The 18,868-nt window shown below is 68.0% G+C and carries 19 protein-coding genes; 7 read left to right on the plus strand and 12 right to left on the minus strand.

Translation table 11 applies throughout. The features are described from left to right. Positions 1 to 8: 8 nt before the first annotated feature. Positions 9 to 1,475, minus strand: a complete 1,467-nt coding sequence (locus ACH49X_RS07665; protein ID WP_357207000.1) for an alpha-L-fucosidase — start codon at positions 1,473 to 1,475, stop codon at positions 9 to 11. 361 nt (positions 1,476 to 1,836) lie between these two features. Between ACH49X_RS07665 and ACH49X_RS07670 the strand changes: the two genes are divergently transcribed. Then, positions 1,837 to 3,186 carry a serine hydrolase gene (locus ACH49X_RS07670; protein ID WP_195079825.1) on the plus strand — a complete coding sequence of 450 codons (1,350 nt, stop codon included), beginning with the start codon at positions 1,837 to 1,839 and terminating at the stop codon, positions 3,184 to 3,186. A gap of 7 nt (positions 3,187 to 3,193) precedes the next feature. Here ACH49X_RS07670 and ACH49X_RS07675 read toward each other — a convergent pair whose 3' ends face one another. From ACH49X_RS07675 to ACH49X_RS07690, 4 genes are all read right to left on the minus strand, one after another. Continuing rightward, positions 3,194 to 4,111: an aminotransferase class IV gene (locus tag ACH49X_RS07675; protein ID WP_195079824.1), complete on the minus strand. Its 918-nt coding sequence runs from the start codon at positions 4,109 to 4,111 to the stop codon at positions 3,194 to 3,196. Between the two features lie 61 nt (positions 4,112 to 4,172). Continuing rightward, entirely contained in the window at positions 4,173 to 4,430 is a 258-nt protein-coding gene (locus ACH49X_RS07680) for a Txe/YoeB family addiction module toxin (protein WP_357207002.1), read from the minus strand. Then, on the minus strand, positions 4,427 to 4,675 hold the full coding sequence (locus tag ACH49X_RS07685; protein WP_067799699.1) for a type II toxin-antitoxin system Phd/YefM family antitoxin: 249 nt from the start codon (positions 4,673 to 4,675) through the stop codon (positions 4,427 to 4,429). Before ACH49X_RS07685 ends, ACH49X_RS07680 begins: the two co-directional genes overlap by 4 nt. Positions 4,676 to 4,773: 98 nt before the next feature. Next, positions 4,774 to 5,196 (minus strand): SgcJ/EcaC family oxidoreductase, encoded by a 423-nt coding sequence (locus ACH49X_RS07690; RefSeq protein WP_357207004.1) that lies wholly within the window; start codon positions 5,194 to 5,196, stop codon positions 4,774 to 4,776. Between the two features lie 84 nt (positions 5,197 to 5,280). On the opposite strand from ACH49X_RS07690, the gene ACH49X_RS07695 reads away from it, so the two are divergent. Further along, positions 5,281 to 5,844, plus strand: coding sequence for a helix-turn-helix domain-containing protein (locus tag ACH49X_RS07695; RefSeq protein ID WP_323124476.1), 564 nt, complete (start codon positions 5,281 to 5,283; stop codon positions 5,842 to 5,844). 190 nt (positions 5,845 to 6,034) lie between these two features. On the opposite strand, the gene ACH49X_RS07700 is transcribed toward ACH49X_RS07695, so the two are convergent. Both ACH49X_RS07700 and ACH49X_RS07705 read right to left on the minus strand, forming a co-directional pair. Then, a complete protein-coding gene (locus ACH49X_RS07700) occupies positions 6,035 to 7,069 on the minus strand; it encodes an aspartate-semialdehyde dehydrogenase (protein WP_195079821.1) in 1,035 nt (344 codons plus the stop codon). A gap of 3 nt (positions 7,070 to 7,072) precedes the next feature. Then, positions 7,073 to 8,338 (minus strand): aspartate kinase, encoded by a 1,266-nt coding sequence (locus ACH49X_RS07705; RefSeq protein WP_067799711.1) that lies wholly within the window; start codon positions 8,336 to 8,338, stop codon positions 7,073 to 7,075. Between the two features lie 163 nt (positions 8,339 to 8,501). Between ACH49X_RS07705 and ACH49X_RS07710 the strand changes: the two genes are divergently transcribed. Both ACH49X_RS07710 and ACH49X_RS07715 read left to right on the plus strand, forming a co-directional pair. After that, positions 8,502 to 8,915, plus strand: coding sequence for a secondary thiamine-phosphate synthase enzyme YjbQ (locus ACH49X_RS07710; RefSeq protein WP_195079820.1), 414 nt, complete (start codon positions 8,502 to 8,504; stop codon positions 8,913 to 8,915). Between the two features lie 110 nt (positions 8,916 to 9,025). Next, entirely contained in the window at positions 9,026 to 9,217 is a 192-nt protein-coding gene (locus ACH49X_RS07715) for a DUF1918 domain-containing protein (protein ID WP_195079819.1), read from the plus strand. Positions 9,218 to 9,298: 81 nt separating this feature from the next. Here the strand turns inward: ACH49X_RS07715 and ACH49X_RS07720 are convergent, their stop codons facing one another. Continuing rightward, the gene (locus ACH49X_RS07720) at positions 9,299 to 9,880 is read right to left on the minus strand and encodes a hypothetical protein (RefSeq protein WP_324722333.1); all 582 of its coding nucleotides are present in this window, start codon (positions 9,878 to 9,880) and stop codon (positions 9,299 to 9,301) included. 20 nt (positions 9,881 to 9,900) lie between these two features. Between ACH49X_RS07720 and ACH49X_RS07725 the strand changes: the two genes are divergently transcribed. Next, a complete protein-coding gene (locus ACH49X_RS07725) occupies positions 9,901 to 10,359 on the plus strand; it encodes an SRPBCC family protein (protein ID WP_195079818.1) in 459 nt (152 codons plus the stop codon). Between the two features lie 85 nt (positions 10,360 to 10,444). Then, positions 10,445 to 11,656: a low temperature requirement protein A gene (locus tag ACH49X_RS07730; RefSeq protein ID WP_195079817.1), complete on the plus strand. Its 1,212-nt coding sequence runs from the start codon at positions 10,445 to 10,447 to the stop codon at positions 11,654 to 11,656. Here the strand turns inward: ACH49X_RS07730 and ACH49X_RS07735 are convergent. The 4 genes from ACH49X_RS07735 to ACH49X_RS07750 all read right to left on the minus strand — a co-directional run bounded on the left by ACH49X_RS07735 (position 11,634) and on the right by ACH49X_RS07750 (position 16,803). Continuing rightward, positions 11,634 to 12,503 carry an ion transporter gene (locus ACH49X_RS07735; protein WP_323124474.1) on the minus strand — a complete coding sequence of 290 codons (870 nt, stop codon included), beginning with the start codon at positions 12,501 to 12,503 and terminating at the stop codon, positions 11,634 to 11,636. The genes ACH49X_RS07730 and ACH49X_RS07735 overlap by 23 nt on opposite strands. 123 nt (positions 12,504 to 12,626) lie before the next feature. Then, complete coding sequence (locus ACH49X_RS07740) at positions 12,627 to 14,246, minus strand: GMC oxidoreductase (RefSeq protein WP_195079816.1); 1,620 nt, start codon at positions 14,244 to 14,246, stop codon at positions 12,627 to 12,629. A gap of 76 nt (positions 14,247 to 14,322) precedes the next feature. Next, positions 14,323 to 15,942 carry an alpha/beta hydrolase gene (locus tag ACH49X_RS07745; RefSeq protein WP_357419948.1) on the minus strand — a complete coding sequence of 540 codons (1,620 nt, stop codon included), beginning with the start codon at positions 15,940 to 15,942 and terminating at the stop codon, positions 14,323 to 14,325. Positions 15,943 to 16,035: 93 nt separating this feature from the next. Next, positions 16,036 to 16,803: a sulfite exporter TauE/SafE family protein gene (locus ACH49X_RS07750; protein WP_195079814.1), complete on the minus strand. Its 768-nt coding sequence runs from the start codon at positions 16,801 to 16,803 to the stop codon at positions 16,036 to 16,038. A 270-nt stretch (positions 16,804 to 17,073) separates the two neighbouring features. On the opposite strand from ACH49X_RS07750, the gene leuA reads away from it, so the two are divergent. Continuing rightward, positions 17,074 to 18,867: a 2-isopropylmalate synthase gene (gene leuA, locus ACH49X_RS07755; RefSeq protein ID WP_195079813.1), complete on the plus strand. Its 1,794-nt coding sequence runs from the start codon at positions 17,074 to 17,076 to the stop codon at positions 18,865 to 18,867. Position 18,868: the final 1 nt, after the last annotated feature.

An 18,868-nucleotide genomic window follows, 5' to 3' on the forward strand; every position in this document is an offset into this window, starting at 1 on the left:
CAACCGATTCACGACCGCGAAACGGACACCGCCGGGGAGTAGACGCCGGTCAGATCACGACTGAACCCGAGGATGGTGTCACTATCACGCCTTCGGACCGTCACCGGGCTGCCATCCGCCGACAAGGTGCCGGTGGATCCCGGGATCGACAGTGCCTTCAGGGTGATCTCACGCCCCTTCGGATAGCCGATCACCAAGACATGGACGGCAGTGCTGTCACACGTCAGCCGGACCGGCAGCCCCTCGGCTGTCTCGCCCTCCGCTTCGTTCCAAGGGCTGGTGTCGTAGATCGCCGGGCCGTTGCGCCGCAGCCAGCTGCCGAAAGCCGCCAGCCGATCGAGTTGCGCTGCCGGGATGACGCCCGCGCCACCGCTCGGGCCGACATCGAGCAGCAGATTGCCGTTCTTGGCGACCGTGTCGGCGAAAGCCGGGAAGAGATCGTCCTCGAATGACGCGTAGTTCGCGTCGGCCTCGTCGCGGTTGAAACCGAACGAGTTGCCGATACCCCGGGTCGCCTCCCATTTGGCCGACTGGATCGTGTCGAACCGGGCGTACTCGCGAGTAGTGAAATCCGCGTGCGGGACCGCCTGCGGCGCCGCGGTGTGGAGGATGTCCGGGCGCGCGGCGAGCAACTGCTTCATCAGCAGGTCGAAACCGGCCCGGGCCGGTTTCCAGTGCATCACCTTCCTGACCCACGAGTCGATCTGCCAGCGATCGTTGACGACGCCGTCCGGCACCATGCTGTAATAGTCGGCGAACAACGAGAGCAACTGTTTCCGCCCGGTCGGCCACGAGATGTCGTTCCACAAGATGTCCGGCCGATAACGGGTCACGAGTTCACGCATCTGGGCGTCGGCGTAGGCGGGATAGTCGCGGCCGTGCGGTGAATAGATGTAGTCCCCGAGAGTCTTCATCATCTTCGGCTGGAAGGTCCAGTCGATTCCGCCGGAATAATAGACACCGAATCTCATCCCGCGCCCGCGCACCGCGTCCGCGAGTTCGCCGACCAAGTCGCGTTCGGTGAACCATCCGGCTTTGTGCGGGTTTCGCACACCGGTCGGCCACAACGCGAATCCGTCGTGATGCTTGGTGACCATCACCACGTATCGGGCGCCTGCCTGCTGGAACGTCTCAGCCCACCCGTCCGGGCGCCAATCCTCCAGCCCCTGCTCGAACATCGCCTTGAAACCGTCGTACGGCAGATCACCGAAGTGCCGCCGGTGGAACGCGGCGGTGGGCGAGCCGGGATCCTTCATCGCGTTCGCGTATTGCTCGGCGTAGGGATTCCTGGTCATGGCGTGCCCGTAATCGTCGCGCAGCACATCGGCATAACGTCCTCTCGGCGCGAATCCGGGCACCGAGAACAATCCCCAATGGACGAAGATCCCGAATTTGGCCTCCGCGAACCAGGTCGGTTCCCGGCGCGCCCGTGATCCCAGCGAAAGCCCGTTCCCGCCATCCGCGACCTGCTTCATCCTGCGCCTCTTCTCGTGTACGTGCAGGCCAAGGGTAGCTGACCGATCGGTCAGCCGCTGCGCGCCGCCGAGAGGCGATTACCTACCGAGCCGGATACGTCCTGACAGTGATCGTCGAGTGGCTCGAGTCATCGGGAAACCCGGCCTGGTCCAACAGCCCCATAACCCGACCGGCGAACCGACGGGAACAGACCACCGGATCAGCGACGGCTCCTCGCGCCCGGCTCGGCATCGGTGCCACCTGTGCCGCGCGGACCCGGCGAATGCCCGTGCCCGATCTGCGCCTCGTTGCGGATATCAGACGTCCAGTTCCCCGCCTGTTTACCGCGTGAACAGGACGAAGGGCGCTAGCCTTTTGCACATGGGGCGTTTCGGTGGATTCCTGGCGGGAATCGCGGCGGTTTCGCTGGTGGCGGGCAATCTCTTCGCTGGAAGCGCGGGCGCCGCGACCGGTGACGAGGCGCGGTGCGCGGTCACCTCGGGGCGCGATCTGGAGCGGGCGGCGCCGGAGCAAGTCGGGTTGGATTCCGCGAAACTCCAGGACGCGCTGACCTTCGCGGCCGGCCGGAACCGTTTCAACGTCCAGGTTTTCCGGCACAACTGCCTCATCGGCGAAGGGCCGACGAACGAGCAGACCGGCAACGTGGCGTGGAACATCTGGAGCGCGACCAAGAGCGTCGTCTCGCTGCTCGCGGGAATCGCCTGGGATCGTGGCGCACTCGATCTTCACGCGCCCATCGATCGCTATCTTCCCGCCGGACTCGGTGATGCCCAGCACCGGTCGATCACCGTCGAGAACCTGCTCACCGAGACCTCGGGCATGCGGGTCGGCGTGCTGACCGAGGGTGTCACCGGCGTGATCCCCGTCGACCCGGACAGCGCGGTGCAGGCGCTGGGCGTGCCGCTGGACAATCCGCCGGGCACCGTCTTCACCTACAGCCAGCGCAATGTCGACCTGTTGTCCTACGTGCTGGAGCTGGCCGTCGGCGAACCTCTGCAAGATTTCGCGCAGCGGGAATTGTTCGATCCGCTCGGGATTCCGCGCAGCGACTACTACTGGGCTCAGGATCGCTCCGGGCACACCTACGGCTACGCGCACCTGATGATCCCGCCGAACGATTTCGCGAAGCTCGGACTTCTGGTGAGCAACGACGGGCGCTGGGGCGAACAGCAGATCGTGTCCCGCGACTACCTGCGCAAGGCGCGCACGCCGTCACCGACGAACTCGTGCTACGGGTACCTGTTCTGGCTCGGCCGCGGTTGCGCGGAGATCGCCGATTTCCTGCCCGACGACGTGTACGCGATGGCCGGGCTCGGCATGCAGAACGTCTTCGTCATACCCAGCCTCGACCTCACGGTGGTGTGGACCGGCGTCTTCGGGAACGTCAGCAGCCAGGGCGTGTCCGGAGTCGTGCAGAACACCCAGGAATTGCCCTACGAATTCTTCCGCAAGGTGTTCGACGCGTTCTACGACCGGCCGGTACCCGACCCCGGTCCGTACGTCGAGCCGCCGCTGCGGCTCGATCCACGTCGTTTCGTCGACACGGATATCTTGATCGCCGTGTTCGGCCTCGGTCCCGCCGCCTATCCAGGCTGCAATGTCTTCGCCTGCCTGAATCACCCACTGGATCCGCCGTTCGCGGACACCCCGCCGGGTTGCGCCATCCTGGTCTGCCTCGGACCCGACCCGCGCACCCCGGCGATCCGCTGACCTGCCGCTACCGGGTGAGATCCGTGACCCAGCCGTGCACGTCGTCGGTGCGCAGCGCGGCGTGATGACGTTTGCGCAGCGCCTGGGAGATCGGGCCGGGAACCCCGTCGGCGACCAGGCGGCCGTCCACTTCGACGACGGGCGCGGCGCCGGATGACGTGCCGGTGACGAACACTTCGTCGGCGATGTACAACTCGGTGAGATCGACGGTGCGTTCCACCACCGGGATGCCGTCCTCGGCCGCCAAGGTAAGAACGGTCCTGCGGTTGATGCCGTCGAGAATGTCGCAGGAGACAGCGGGCGTGATCAACGTGCCGTTGCGGACGAGGAAGATATTCGCCGCGCTGAGTTCGCAGACGTGCCCGTTGCCGTCGAGGAAGACGCAGTCGTCATAACCGCTGTCGATCGCGTCCTGCTTGGCCAGCACCGAGTTGACGTACGCGCCGTTGACTTTCGCCCGAGACGGGATCGCGTTGTCCGGAATGCGCCGCCACGGACTGGATTTCAGGCGCATGCCGTTCTGCGGGACGATGGGCACCGCGTCGTAGACGAACATGCTGACCCGAATGGCACAGCCCCGCACCCGGGTACCCGGAATGGACTCGACCACGTGCACCGTCGCCCGCACGAAGACGTCCTCGCGCGGAGCGTTCGCCGCGACCAGTTCCACGACGGCCGCACGGAACCGGGCGTAGTCCCACTCCGCCGCGAACCGATCCATCCCGATGATCTTGCAGGATTCCTCGAGCCTGCGGAAATGGTCGTCCAAACGGAACGCCGTCCGCGCTGCCCCATCCACATGCACCGGGAAAACGGTGTAGACACTCAGTCCGTACAACACCGCCGACGATGCGACGCTCACCGTGGCAGCTTCGGCCGCAACGATCCGGTCGCCGAGATACACATGAGGATGAGGGTTCGCCATCGACGCAGGCTAACAGCCCCGCCGCGCGACGAGCGAGGCCTTTTCCGCGTGCGGCCCGCCGTCAGTCGTAATGCTTTCCGGCCTTGGCGATCCAAACCGCATCGTCGACGATTCGATAGACGAGCCGGTGCTCCTGCGTGATCCGGCGCGACCAGTACCCTGCCAAGTCGTGCTTCAAGGGCTCGGGCTTGCCGACGCCTTCGAACGGATCGCACAAGATGGCTTTGATCAGCACATTGACCTTCTTCAATACGAGCCGGTCACGCTGAAGCCAGGCCGCGTATTCCTCCCATGCGGATTCGGAGAATACGACCTTCATTCGATGAGATCGCGTTCGACGCCGCCACCACCCTCGAGCTCTTGAATCGAGCGGCGTAGGCGCGCCCCGTCGCGTCCGCTCAACAGCTCCACGGTTGTCATCAGCGAGTCGTAGTCCTCCTTGGACATCAACACCGCGTTCCCCCCTTTCGACACGATCTCGATCGTGTCGTGATCCTCGTTGACCTTCCGCACCAGAGGAAACAGGTTCTTTCGCGCCTCGCTCGCCGTGATCGCCGAAGCCATGGTTCCTCCTAGCAAGTCGTACAACATATGGTACCACTCGATTGGCATTCGTCCGCACCGCACACGGCTGCGCGGAACAGTGCGCGCCGAGTAGCAGCTCAGCTCGTGGCCAGGCGGGTGAAGCGGGCGGTGTCCATGTAGTCGCGGAAGAGCACCACTCGGCCGTCGCGGACCCGGACGACGTTCACCGAGGTGCGCACCCGGGCGCGACCGGAGCCGGGGACGGTCATGTCCACCTCGTTCTCCACGAGCAGCACCTCGGGGTCGGTGGTCTCGTAGATCTGGGGATGGATCGCGTGCACTTCGATCCCGGACAGGCCCGACCATCGTTGCGCCAAATGCTCGCGGATCGCCTCCCGGCCTTCCAGTCGCGTCGGAAGCCCAGGGATGGTGAACGGGATTTCGAAGACCGCGTCGGGCGCGAGCAGCGCGACGAACGCGTCGGCATCGCGCGCAGGCAGGTCGCCGAACAATCGCTCGACCAGCTCGCGCGGGCTCCGCGCGGACGAACCATCGGTCATCGGACACCTCCAAATAAGCGGAACGCAAGACCCGCTTATCATCTGGAACGCGCGCCCCGGTTGTCAACAGTAGACTCCTGACCCGTGACCGAACCCGAGCGCCGACCCATGCGCGCCGACGCTCGCCGCAATCGCGAGCGCGTTTTGGCAGCCGCGCAGGAAGCGTTCGCCGCGGAAGGGCTCTCCGTGCCGCTGGACGAGATCGCACGGCGGGCCGGTGTCGGCGCGGGCACCGTCTACCGGCACTTTCCCACGAAGGAAGCGCTGTTCGAGGCGGCGATCGTGGACCGGGTGGACCGGATCATCGCGCTGGCACGGCAATTGGCCGACTCCGCGGATCCGGTGCCCGCGTTCTTCGACTTCCTCGCCCGGCTCGTGGCCGAGGGCAGCGTCAAGCGGGATCTCGCCGACGCCGTCGGCGGCCAGGACGCCCCCGAATACCTGCGGCCCGTCCACGAACTCAACGCGGCCATCGGCACGCTGCTCACCCGCGCGCAGCAGGCGGGCGGCGTGCGCACCGACATCGAGGTCGAGGACCTGATGCGCGTCATCAAGGGCGCGTTCCTCGCCACCCACGGCACCGCAGCCACCGCCGCGCAGCGCGAGCGCGCCTTCGCCGTCGTCTTCGACGGTCTGCGCACCCACTGAGCCGTTCCCGAGTCGCCTCGCCTGGAATCGGCAGCGGCTCGGTCCCCCGCCTGGTCGCCCACCCGGGCAGCACCGATACCAGCGATACGAAGCCGACCGCCTCAACCGGCGGAGTCATCCGCGCACGATAACGGAGGAGGGAAACGACGAACGGGCCGCGAAACCCGCGGCCCGTTCGATCGAGTAGCTCTCAGCGCTCGCTGAGCAGCACCTCGGCGATCTGAATAGTGTTGAGCGCAGCGCCCTTTCGCAAGTTGTCGCCGGAGATGAACAGCGCGAGCCCGCGGCCGTCCGGCACACCAGGGTCCTGCCGGATGCGGCCGACGAGCGAATCATCGATGCCCGCCGCGGCGAGCGGAGTCGGCACATCGACCAGCCGCACACCGGGGGCCTTGGCCAGGATCTCCTTGGCGTGCTCGGCCGAGAGCGGCTCGGCGAACTCGGCGTTCACCGACAGCGAGTGGCCGGTGAAGACCGGCACGCGCACGCAGGTGCCGCTCACCGCGAGATCCGGGATGCCGAGGATCTTGCGGCTCTCGTTGCGCAGCTTCTGGTCCTCGTCGGTCTCGCCGGAGCCGTCGTCGACCAGCGAACCCGCCAGCGGAAGCACGTTGAACGCGATGGGCGCGACGTACTTGTTCGGCGCGGGGAAGTCGACGGCGCGGCCGTCGTGGGTCAGCTTCTCGGCGTCATCGATCACCGCGCGGGCCTGGCTTGCCAGCTCTTCGACACCGGCCAGGCCGCTGCCGGAGACCGCCTGGTAGCTGGAGACGATCAGGCGGCGCAGACCCGCGATGTCGTGCAGCGGCTTGAGCACCGGCATGGCCGCCATCGTGGTGCAGTTCGGGTTGGCGATGATGCCTTTGACCAGGTTGCGCGTCTGCTCCGGGTTGACCTCGCTGACCACCAGCGGGACCTCGGGGTCCTTGCGCCACGCCGAGGAGTTGTCGATCACCGTGACGCCTGCGGCGGCGAAGCGCGGCGCCTGCACCCGGGACATGGTGGCGCCCGCGGAGAACAACGCGATGTCCAAGCCGGACGGATCGGCGGTCTCGGTGTCCTCGACGACGATCTCGCGGCCGCGCCAGGGCAGCGTCTTGCCCGCCGAACGAGCCGAGGCGAAGAACCGCACCTCGTCGGCCGGGAAGTTGCGCTCCTCCAGCAGCTTCCGCATGACGGCGCCGACCTGCCCGGTCGCGCCGACGACTCCTACGCGAACTCCCATGGCCTATCGCCCCGTTCCCGCGTGGACCACCGCGACCTCGTCGCCGCCCAGGTCGAACGCCTTGTGCAGCACCTTGACCGCCTCGTCCAGTTCGGTGTCCTTGACCAGCACGGAGATGCGGATCTCGGAGGTGGAGATGAGGTCGATGTTGACCCCCGCCTTGGCCAGCGCCTCACAGAAGGTGGCGGTGACGCCGGGGTGGCTCTTCATGCCGGCGCCGACCAGCGACACCTTGCCGATGTGGTCGTCGTAGAGCACCTGGGAGAAGCCGATCTCGGACTGGCGCTTGGTCAGCATCTCGACCGCGCGGGCGCCCTCGGTCTTCGGCAGCGTGAAGGTGATGTCGGTCTTGCCCGTCTCGATCTTGGAGATGTTCTGCAGGACCATGTCGATGTTGATCTCCGCGTCGGCCACGGCGCGGAACACTTTGGCGGCGTAGCCCGGTTCGTCCGGCAGCCCGACCACGGTCACCTTGGCCTCGCTGCGGTCGTGCGCGACGCCAGTGAGGATTGCTTGCTCCAAGGGGATGTCCTCCATCGATCCGTAAACGTAGGTGCCCTGCTTGTCGGTGTAGGACGAGCGCACGTGCACGGGCACGTTGTAGCGGCGGGCGTATTCCACACAGCGCAGCATCAGGACCTTGGCCCCGCAGGCCGCCAGCTCCAGCATCTCCTCGTAGGAGACCTGCTCGAGCCGCTGCGCGTCGGGCACGATGCGCGGGTCGGCGGTGAAGACGCCGTCCACGTCGGTGTAGATCTCGCAGACGTCCGCGTCCAGCGCCGCGGCCAGCGCGACCGCCGTGGTGTCGGAGCCGCCGCGACCGAGCGTGGTGACGTCCCTGCTGTCCTGGCTCACGCCCTGGAAGCCCGCGACCAGCACGACCAGACCCTCGTCCAGAGCGGCGCGGACGCGACCGGGGGTCACGTCGATGATCTTCGCGTTGCCGTGCGCGCCCGTGGTGATCACGCCCGCCTGCGAGCCGGTGAACGACCGGGCCTCCGCGCCGAGCGAGTGGATGGCCATGGCGACCAGCGCGTTGGAGATGCGCTCGCCCGAGGTGAGCAGCATGTCCATCTCGCGGGCCGGCGGCGACGGCGCCACCTGCTGAGCGAGGTCGAGCAGCTCGTCGGTGGTGTCGCCCATGGCGGAGCAGACGACCACCACGTCGTGGCCCTGCTTCTTGGTCTCCACGATCCGTTCAGCGACGCGCCGGATCCGCTCGGCGGTCGCCACCGAGGATCCTCCGTACTTCTGAACCACGAGAGCCACGACAGGGTCCTCCAAGATCGACAACAAACTGGTAACAGTCATTCAGGGTACCGGCCGGGGCCAGCGGTTTTGCCGCTACCTACCCGGCTTGTGGAAAAGCACACAGCCGCATCCCATCCCGATCGCGCCGCGCGAGCCGCGGCGGATGGGGGACGATGGGCGCATGAAGAGCACACTGCTGGAGGTGCGAACAGGCCACAGTGAAGTGGTACAGGACATCACGCCGCAGTGCGCGGCCTTCGCGCGCGAAGCGGGCGGGGACGGGTTGCTGCACGTCTTCGTGCCGCATGCCACGGCCGGGATCGCGATCATGGAGCTGGGCGCGCGCAGCGACGACGACCTGCTGGCCGCGCTGCGCGATCTGCTGCCCGCCGATGATCGGTGGCGGCACGCACACGGCTCCCGCGGACACGGGCGCTCGCACGTGATGCCCGCCCTCATCCCGCCGTACGCGACCGTTCCGGTCCTCGGCGGGAAGCTCGCCCTCGGCACGTGGCAGTCGATCGCGCTGGTCGATCTGAATGTCGACAATCCGGACCGGCAGGTGCGGCTGTCGTTCCTCGCCGACGCGAGCTGAGCCGGGCGACGAGAAGCCGGTCCCACCGTCCCGCCTCGACCGGTTGCCGCTGCCCCACCTGTTCGCCCAGGTGGTTGTGACGCGCACCACTGGCGTCCGATAATGGGGCGATGATCGCACATGTAGGAGATCGACTCTGCGTGCACGGACACGTGGTGGGAGAAGGGGATCACCTAGCCGAGATCATCGAGGTCCGCGGACCGGACGGGACGCCGCCCTACCTGGTGCGCTTCTCCGACGGTCACGAGTCGCTGGTGTATCCGGGGCCCGACGCGATCGTCGAGCCCGCCGCATCGCAATGAACGTCGCGCCGGGTCGAGCGGCGGGCGGCCTCGCCGTCGCTCGGCCCGGCGCCCACCGACCGGAAACCACCCCCGCGCCGATCAGTCGCTTCGCCGGAAACGGCGGGTCAGCGCGAAGGCCAAGATGCCCGCGATCAGCACCTTGCCCGCCGTGTCGATGATCGCGTTGACGTCGACGGCCGGGTGCCAGGTCAGCCGGCCGTCGCGAAGCACGTAAGCGCCGACCGGCTTGGCGCCGACGCCGAACGCCGCGCCTTCACCCGAGCCCTCCCCGTCCGCGCCGTTCCCGGTGCCGCCGCCTCCGCCTCCGCCGCCACCGACCGACGCGGCGGGAATGACGATCGCCCCGCCTGCTTCGTAGGGGTCGCCGTAAACCCGGCGCACCGTGATCGCATCCCGTGCCTGCGCCAGCAGTTCGGCGTATTTCATGACGTCCTCCCGCGCGTCTCGACGGCGCCGGATACCGGCGCCCATTCGGATCCGATGGTAGGCGCGCAGGCCCCGGCGCGGACCCATCCTTCCGGACGGAAGTTGTTCCCGTGTTTGCCGATCGCCGATCTCGGGCAGATAACGGCATGTTATCCGGGTAACCGAGATCCCCTCTGGCACAGTCAGGTTGACGAACCGGACAAAACGCGGAGACAATCGGGCCGACTTGTCCATCCGGGGGTCGGAGGTATGCCATGCGCACCAAAACGGATATCCGATTCTTCGTCGACACCGATCCCGATCAGGTCATGGACGCCCTGCGGGACGTGGAATCGCTTCCGGAATGGTCGTCCTCCTACAGCGACGTCCGGGTCGCGACCCGCGACGCACGGCGAAGGCCGCGGCGGGTCTTCCTCAAGGCGGAGCTTCTCGGCAGTTCGGATCTGCAAGTCCTGGAATACGATTGGACCGACGACCGGTCGTCCTGGACCGTCGCCGACAGCACCAGGGGCGTGCGGGGCGGCGGTTTTTTCGAGGTGTCCGACAGCGTCGACGGCACGCACGTCTGGTACCACGTCGAGCTCTATCTGCCGCTGCCGGTGCCCGGATTTCTGCTCAAACGCACTTTCCGCAAGGCCAACGAGGTGGTCGTGGAGTGCTTCATTGATTTCGCCGAGCGGTTCCCGGAAACGGAGACCTATCAACCCGTATAGCCGGCAGCTGCGCTCTGCGCGAAATCGGCCGCCTGGCTACCGCGGGGAACCGGCGCGGAATCGGCCGGGGTGCGACGATGAGCGCATGATCGGTTCCAAACGGGCGCGGTTCCAGCCGATGGCGGAAGGCGCGTCGGTGACCCAGCTCGAGTTGTTCTTCGACCTGGTGCTCGTCTTCGCGTTCACCATGGTCACCGGCTTGGTCGCGGAGGAAACCAGCGCGAAGAACATGCTGCGCGGGCTGCTGGTGCTCGCGGTGATGTGGTGGCTGTGGATCGCCTACTCCTGGCTCGGCAACGTGGTCCGCGCCGACGAGGGCATCGCGCGGGTCGCGATGTTCGCCGCCATGGGCGGCGCCTTCCTGGCCGCGCTCACCATCCCGGAGGCGTTCGAGGACCTGGACGGCGGATGGTTCGGGCCGCTGGTCTTCGCCATCGCCTACCTGATCGTGCGGTTGGTGCATCTCGGGATGTTCTGGCTGGCCAGCGCCGAGGACCCGCAATTGCGCGGACAGCTGCTGCGCTGGGCGCTCGGGTCGATCACCCTCGGCACCACGCTGCTGGTGGTCGCCGCGCTGACCACCGGCCGGGTGCAGATCGCGCTGTGGATCGCCGCGATCGCGGGCGACTATCTGTGGACACTGTTCGCGGGCACCGATTGGCGATTGAATTCGGCCAACCATTTCGTCGAGCGATACGGGCTGATCATCATCGTCGCGCTCGGTGAATCGATCGTCTCGATCGGCATCGGAGTGGCGGGCCTGCCGATCTCCTGGCCGATCGCGCTCGGTTCGCTGCTCGGCCTCGCCATTTCCGGCCTGCTGTGGTGGGCGTATTTCGACGTCGCGGCCCTCGCGGTGGAGCACGAATTCGTCCACGCCGAGGGCAGGCGGCAGATCAAGATCGCGCAGGCTTCCTACACCTTCTGGCATTTCCCGATGATCGCCGGGATCATCGCGCTGTCGCTGGGGCTGAAGAAGGTCCTCTACTACGTCGGGGATTCCTCGCACCACACCTTGCGGGACGCGCTGTACGGAATCCCGCTCTACGCCCTCTACGGCGGCGTCGTGCTGTATCTGATCGCCCTGGTGGGGTTCAAGCACTACGCCACGCGCACCGTCACGGTGCCGCGCGTGTTCGCCGTCGTGGTGCTGCTGGCGCTCATCCCGCTGGCCTGCGCCCTGCCCGCGCTGGCTTCGCTGGCCCTCCTGTGTGGCGTCCTGGTCGCGCTGATCGCTTGGGAGACCGTGCGTTTGGCGCAGCCGCGGGATGCGATCAGGCACGCGGTACCCGAGTGACGTGATGCCGCACGCCGTGCTCGGCGGCTGTCGGCCCGTACGCGGACGGCGGTACCCGCACACCGTCGCGGACGGCGTCGCGGATCTGATCGATGTTCTCCCGCAGCACGTCCGCGACGAGTTCGTCGGTGCGCGGATCCTCCAGCACCTGGAACACGATGCGGAAGGTGGTGTCGGCGATCAGCCGGATGATCTCGTCGTGGAACGGGATGTAGCGCACCCGGCCCGCCTGCGGGTCCTTCTTGATCAACTCCAGGATCATCTCGTCCAGCTCGGCGCGGTTCTCCTCCAGCGCGGCCGCGATGTTGCGGGTGTAGTGGCCGGTGCGCAGCACCTCGGCCACCTCGTCCATCACCGCGATGGTCATCGGACGGCGAATGGTGTCGACGATGGTCGCCACGAACCGGTTCACCACCGCGGCGGTCACCCGGTCGCCGAACACCCGATCGGCCACCCGGGCCAGCCTGCCCAGGATCACCACGATGCGCAGCAGCCGGAAAGCGCGGAAGAACGGGCTGGTCACCGGGATCATGCCGAGGATCTCGTACCAATAGACGAACGGGAAGGTCCATGGCCAGCCCGCGCGACGCCAGCGCCACAGGAACTCGAGCGCGAAGACCGCGCACAACGACCAGTCGACCAGCACGATCGCGTGGTAGGTCTGCCCGGAGACCGGGAAGAACGTGATCCAGCTGACCAGCGCCACGGATACGACGGCCAGCGCCAGCATCAGGAAATCGGTCCACAGCATCGGCGGCTTGCGCGGATAGTCCTGCGGCTCCGGCGTTTCCGGCAGGCCGTATCGCTCGACGGATGAGCTCTCGATACCCGAGCTGGGAGCGGACACTGCGGATCCCTTCGACGCCGAACGGTGCCGCCGACATTAGTACGCGAAAAGCACGCTCGGCACGGATGGCGATACCACCGAAAGAAGGCGCCGGGCGAACGTCGCGCCCGGCGCCGTCGAATCTCAGCGACCGGCGCGAACGATTGCCTCGATATTGCGCTCGGCCAGCGCCGCGATGGTCAGCGAGGGGTTGACCGTTCCGGTGCTGCCGGGGATCGCCGCGCCGTCCATCACGTACAGGCCGGGGTGCCCGTGCACCCGGCCGTAGCCGTCGGTGGCGCGACCGAGCACCGCCCCGCCGAGCGGATGCGCGGTGAACAGCGCGTTCGCGTCGTAACCGAGAGCGCTGTACTCGACGAGGGCGTCGGCGCGCTCGGCGATCCGGTGATCGACGGCGCGCGCCGCCGCGACGGTCTCGTTCCGGTTCTCGACCGACCAGCTCAGCCCGACCCGGCCGGTGGCCCCGTCGTAACCGAACCGGGTGCGGGTCGGGTCGAGCACCATGCCGAGCGAGGCGAGCGCGCCGGTCTCGAACGGAATGCCGGGGATGTACCAGCTCTCCAGGGTCAGCGGCACGGCGGATTCGTCGAAGATCCGGCTCGCGCTCGGCACGCCCTGGCCCTGACCGGCCAGCGCGCTGGCGCCGCGGGCAAGGACCACATCCCCGTTGGTGCCCCAGCCGTCGCCGATGTGTTCGTTCAGGTTGGGCAGCGCGCCGGTGGCCTGCGCGCGGACCAGCAATTCGGAGCTGCCGATCGACCCGGCGCCGAGGAAGAGCCGGTCGCAGGTGAGGGTGCGGGTGGACAGCACGTCACCGGTCGGCGACAGCTTCGCCACGGTGACCGCGTAGCGGCCGCCGGATTCCTGCGCGATGGCGTCGACCCGGTGACCGGGGAAGACGCCGCAGCGGCCGGTGCTCTGCGCGTACGCCAGGTAGTTCTGATTCAGGTCGAACTTGGCGCCGTTGGAGTTGCCCAGATTGCTCCGCGCCGCCGTCGCGGAAGGCCTCGACGCTCCGGCCAATTCGGCGCGCAGGATGTCCCAGTTGAAGATCGAGTCGTTGGCCTGCGGCTGGTAGCCCGCCTTGCGCACTTGGTCGTCCCAGGCGCGGGAATGCGCGAACGGCGAGGAGTTGTAGATGTCTGCGGGCATCGGGCTCAGCCGCAGCATCTCGCGCACGCGCGGGTAGTAGACGCGCTCCATCTCGCCGTAGTCGACGAGGCCACCGAAGATGTGGTCGAAGAAGCGGCGCTCCGGGGCGATCATGGCGCCGCTGAAGATCACCGAGCCGCCGCCGACGGCGGCCGCGCGCCAGACGTCGATACCCGGGTATTCGGTGCAGTCCAGCACGCCGCCGAAGCTGGCGAAATGCATCGGCACCTTGGTGACGCCGGTGAAGTTGGTGCGGTGCCAGAAGCCACGGCCGTCGGGCAGGTCGTCGCCGGTGAAGATCTCCCGCCACGGGTCGTTCGGCCAGCGCGAACCGCGCTCGAGCACGGTGGTGGCGATCCCGGCCTCGGCCAGGCGCAACGCGGACACGGCGGCGCCGAAGCCGGAGCCGATGACGATCGCGGGCGAATGCTCCGGCGGATCGGGGATCGGGGCGAAGATCTCCGGAACCCAGGCGCGGAACAGGGCCTCCCACATCGGATTCGCGGAGGCCGCGGCCGTCCCCGCCATCGTTCCCACAGCACCGAGCAGGGCGGCCGTGCCAGCCGCCTTGAACAAGGCACGTCTACGCACCGGTCACCTTCCATCATCAGGCTTAGCGTGCGCAGATTACCGGTATTCCCGATTTGTGAACAGATATCCGATTTGGCTATCGCTCGAACGGCAGCTCGTCCGCGCGACAGGTCGCGCCGGGGGCAGGTAGCTGCAAGTCGACGAGATAACGCTCGCGCAACTTACGGGCACACTCGCCGAGCGGCGTGTGCCCGTAACCGCCCTCCACGACCACCAACCGGGCGTTGACCAGTTCCCGCTGCGCGCGCCGCGCGGCGCTGAGCGGGGTGGCGGGGTCGAAGCGGTTGTTGATCAGCAGAGCAGGGGTGTCCGACCGCAGGATCCACGGCCCGCCGTACCGCTGGGCGTACCCCTCCGGCGGAGACGGCCAAGAGGCGCAAGCCTGGTGCAGCCACAGCCAGAACGCGCCGTAAGTGGGGCTTACCCGCTCCAGATCCTTTGCCATCGCGGGCCATTGACCGGGGTCGCGCGGAAAGGTGTTGTCCGCGCACGAGATCGCGGTGTACGAGTCGAGGAAATCGCCGGTTTGCGCGGTGGCCGCGAGAATCTCGCTCACCGCGTCGGGATTACCCGCCGGACCGCGCTCCAGTTCGGCGAGCAATGCGGCCAGGGCCGGCCAGCCCTTCTCCGGGTCGTACAGCAACAGCGCCCGCGACGACAGCACCTCGGCGTAGGTGACGGTCCGCGCCCGTTCCCCGGCCCCCACGACCTGCGGCGCCTCGCGCAGACGTCGCAGGAGGGCGTCATCGCGCGCGCGCAGATCGACGGGGGTGCCGGGATCGCCCGCCCCCGCGCGCGCGACGGCCCCACCATGGCCGCTCGGCGCGGCGAAGGGGCAGCGCTGCAGGCCCGCGTCCGCGCACAGCCGCAGGAATTCACCGAGCACTTCTTCGGTCCCCGCGGCGGTGGCCTCGACGGCGCTGCGGGTGTCGTTGGTGTACGCGTGCGGGTCGATCATCGACGCCAGGGACAGCGCGCGCACCCGATCGCCGAACAGCGCGCCGTACACCTGGCCCAGATAGCTCGCGTAGGAACCGCCCGTATAGGTCAGCTGGGCGTCGCCGACGGCCCGGCGCAGCAGATCGAGGTCGCGCGCCACGTCGACGGTGGTCAAGTGGCCGAGCAGAGCGCCGCCGTGCGCCGCGCAACCGGCGGCCAGCTCGCGGCCGGCCACGTCGGCCGCACGCTCCTGCTCCGGGCCGACGGGCGGAAGCACCGCGCCGGACCAGAACCGCCGCTGCCGCTCGGCGTCCGCGAAACACCGCACCTGTCCGCTGCGGCCGACGCCGCGCTGGTCGAAGGTGATCACGTCGAAGCGGCGTGCGAGCTCGCCGCCGAGCAGTTCGCCTTCGGCCGCCCAGCGCAGTCCCGAATTCCCCGGACCGCCTGCGGCGGCGAACAGCGTGCCGATCCGTCGCTGCGGGTCGGTGGCCTGCTGACGCAGCACCGCCAGACCCAGGGTCGGGCCGTCGGGGTGCGCGTAGTCCACCGGCACCTGGGCGGTCGCGCAGTGGAATTCGCGCAGCTCCGGCTCTGCGCACTGCGCCCAGTCCAGCCGGGGCGTCGGCGCGGCGTCGGCTTGCGCGACCAGGTCCGCGACCGCCGACTCGTGTCGGCTCGGCGGCCCGCCGCAGCCGCTCACCACGGGCAGCGACGCGGCGAGCGCGGCGACTATGACGATCTTCCAGCTAGGCACGGCACTCATCCTGTGCCCCGTACACGGTGGCCGTCGTCAGCCTGAGGATTGACATCCGACCCTGATATCTCGCGGCACGGGTCCGTCCGCCACCTAGGACGTCACCAAGCGGATCACCGCGATGAGACCGACCACGACAATCACCGCGCGCAACAGGTTCGGTGGCATCCGCCTGCCCAGCCGCGCGCCGAGCTGCCCGCCGATGATCGAGCCGAGGGCGATCAGCGCCACCGCGCGCCAGTCCACATCGGCCACGACGATGAAGATCAGCGCGGAGACCGCGTTCACGATCAGGGCGAGCACGTTCTTCGCCCCGTTCAGGCGCTGGATGTCGTCGTGCACGAAAACGCCGAGCAACCCGATCAGCAGCACGCCTTGCGCCGCGCCGAAGTACCCGCCGTACACACCGGCGGCGTAGACCGCGGTGACCAGGATCGGTCCCCCGTGCTCGGGCACCGGTGCGCCGTCGTTCTCCCGGCGGCGCTTGACCCAGTTCGCGAGCCGTGGCTGCACGACGACCAGCACCAATGCCAGGATGATCAGGATGGGCACGATCGCCTTGAACGCTTCGGCGGGTAACTCCAGCAGCAGCACCGCGCCGGTGATGCCGCCGAGCAGCGACGCCGTGCCCAATCGCAGCAGCCGTTGGCGCTGGCCCGCCAGTTCGCGCCGGTATCCGTGCACACCGCTGATCGAGCCGGGGACCAGACCGATGGTGTTGGACACATTCGCGGTCACCGGCGGAAGGCCGAAAGCGAGCAGAACCGGGAAGGTGATCAGCGTGCCGGAGCCGACGATCGTGTTGATGCCGCCCGCCCAGATGCCGGCGCCGAAGACGGCCAGTTGCTCCAGCCAGGTCATTTGTCAATCCTTCTACGTCCCGTCGGACCCCGGGGTCCGTACAAGCGTCGTGCACTGCCGGACGAACGGTAGCGGGGTCATCGGATCACCCGACGACGGGACCTCCCTTCCCGGCGGTATGCCGGCACGGTAAACTCGCGGACATCATGCAGCGGGCACTTCTTCTCGACCGCCGCGACGGGGTCTGATCGGACCGGCTCCCGTCGCGGGGTTTTGCCGCGCCGGTCGACCAGCCCATTGGGAAAAACGACATCCTCGGGAGAACCGCCCATGTCCCCTGCTGACGCATTCGTATCCGGCGCGCGCACCATCACCGCGCCGAGCAAACCCGCCCCCGCCGACCAGCCCGGTTGGAACAAGCAGAAGAACTCCTCGATGCCGACGTTCCGTTACCGGCCGTTCGCCGAGGAGGTCGAGCCGATCTCGCTGCCCGACCGCACCTGGCCGGACAAGGTCATCGACCGGGCGCCCGCCTGGTGCGCGGTCGACCTGCGCGACGGCAACCAGGCGTTGATCGACCCGATGAGCCCGGCCCGCAAGCGCCGCATGTTCGACCTGCTGGTGCGGATGGGTTACAAGGAGATCGAGGTCGGCTTCCCGTCGGCCAGCCAGACCGATTTCGACTTCGTCCGCGAGATCATCGAGGACGGCGCGATCCCCGACGACGTGACCATCCAGGTGCTGACCCAGTGCCGTCCCGAGCTGATCGAGCGCACGTTCGAAGCCTGCGCCGGCGCGCAGAACGTCATCGTGCACTTCTACAACTCCACCTCCATCCTGCAGCGCAAGGTGGTCTTCCGTGCCGACCGCGAAGCGGTGAAGAAGATCGCCACCGACGCCGCCGCGCTGTGCCTGGAGATCGAGAAGCGCTACCCGGACACCAACTGGCGTTACGAGTACAGCCCGGAGTCCTACACCGGCACGGAGCTGGAGTACGCCAAGGAGGTGTGCGACGCGGTGTCGGCGATCATCGCCCCGACGCCGGAGAAGCCGCTGATCATCAACCTGCCCGCCACCGTGGAGATGGCGACGCCGAACGTCTACGCCGACTCCATCGAGTGGATGAGCCGCAACCTGGCCCGCCGCGACGCGATCGTGTTGTCGCTGCACCCGCACAACGACCGCGGCACCGCCGTGGCCGCCGCCGAGCTGGGCTACCAGGCCGGCGCCGACCGGATCGAGGGCTGCCTGTTCGGCAACGGCGAGCGCACCGGCAACGTGTGCCTGGTCACGCTGGGGATGAACCTGTTCTCCCGCGGCGTCGATCCGCAGATCAACTTCTCCGACATCGATGAGGTCCGCCGCACCGTCGAGTACTGCAACCAGCTGCCGGTGCACGAGCGGCACCCGTACGGCGGCGACCTGGTCTACACCGCGTTCTCCGGCAGCCATCAGGACGCCATCAACAAGGGCCTGGACGCGATGAAGACCGCGGCCGACGCCGCCGGGGCGGACGTCGACGACATCGTCTGGGAGGTGCCCTACCTGCCGATCGACCCGAAGGACGTGGGCCGCACCTACGAGGCGGTCATCCGGGTCAACTCGCAGTCCGGCAAGGGCGGCGTCGCCTACATCATGAAGACCGACCACGGGCTGGCGCTGCCGCGGCGGCTGCAGATCGAGTTCTCGCAGGCGATCCAGAAGATCACCGACGGCGAGGGCGGCGAGGTGACGCCCAAGGAGATGTGGGACGTCTTCCACGAGGAGTACCTGAGCCCGATCCGGCCGTTGGAGCGGATGCGCCAGAAGGTCACCGCGTCGGAGACCGACGGCGGGGTCGACTCGATCGTGGCCGTGGTGAAGGTCGACGGCGTCGAGCAGGAGATCACCGGCAAGGGCAACGGGCCGCTCGCCGCGTTCGTCGACGCGATCGCCACAGTCGGCTTCGACGTCGAGGTCCTGGACTACTCCGAGCACGCCATGTCGGCGGGCGACGACGCGCAGGCCGCCGCCTACGTGGAGTGCGCGATCGGCGACAAGGTGGTGTGGGGCGTCGGCATCGCCACCTCGATCACGACCGCGTCGCTGCGCGCGGTGGTGTCGGCGGTGAACCGGGCGCACTGAC

This window comes from Nocardia sp. NPDC019323 (assembly GCF_044389845.1).
Classification (GTDB): domain Bacteria; phylum Actinomycetota; class Actinomycetes; order Mycobacteriales; family Mycobacteriaceae; genus Nocardia; species Nocardia implantans.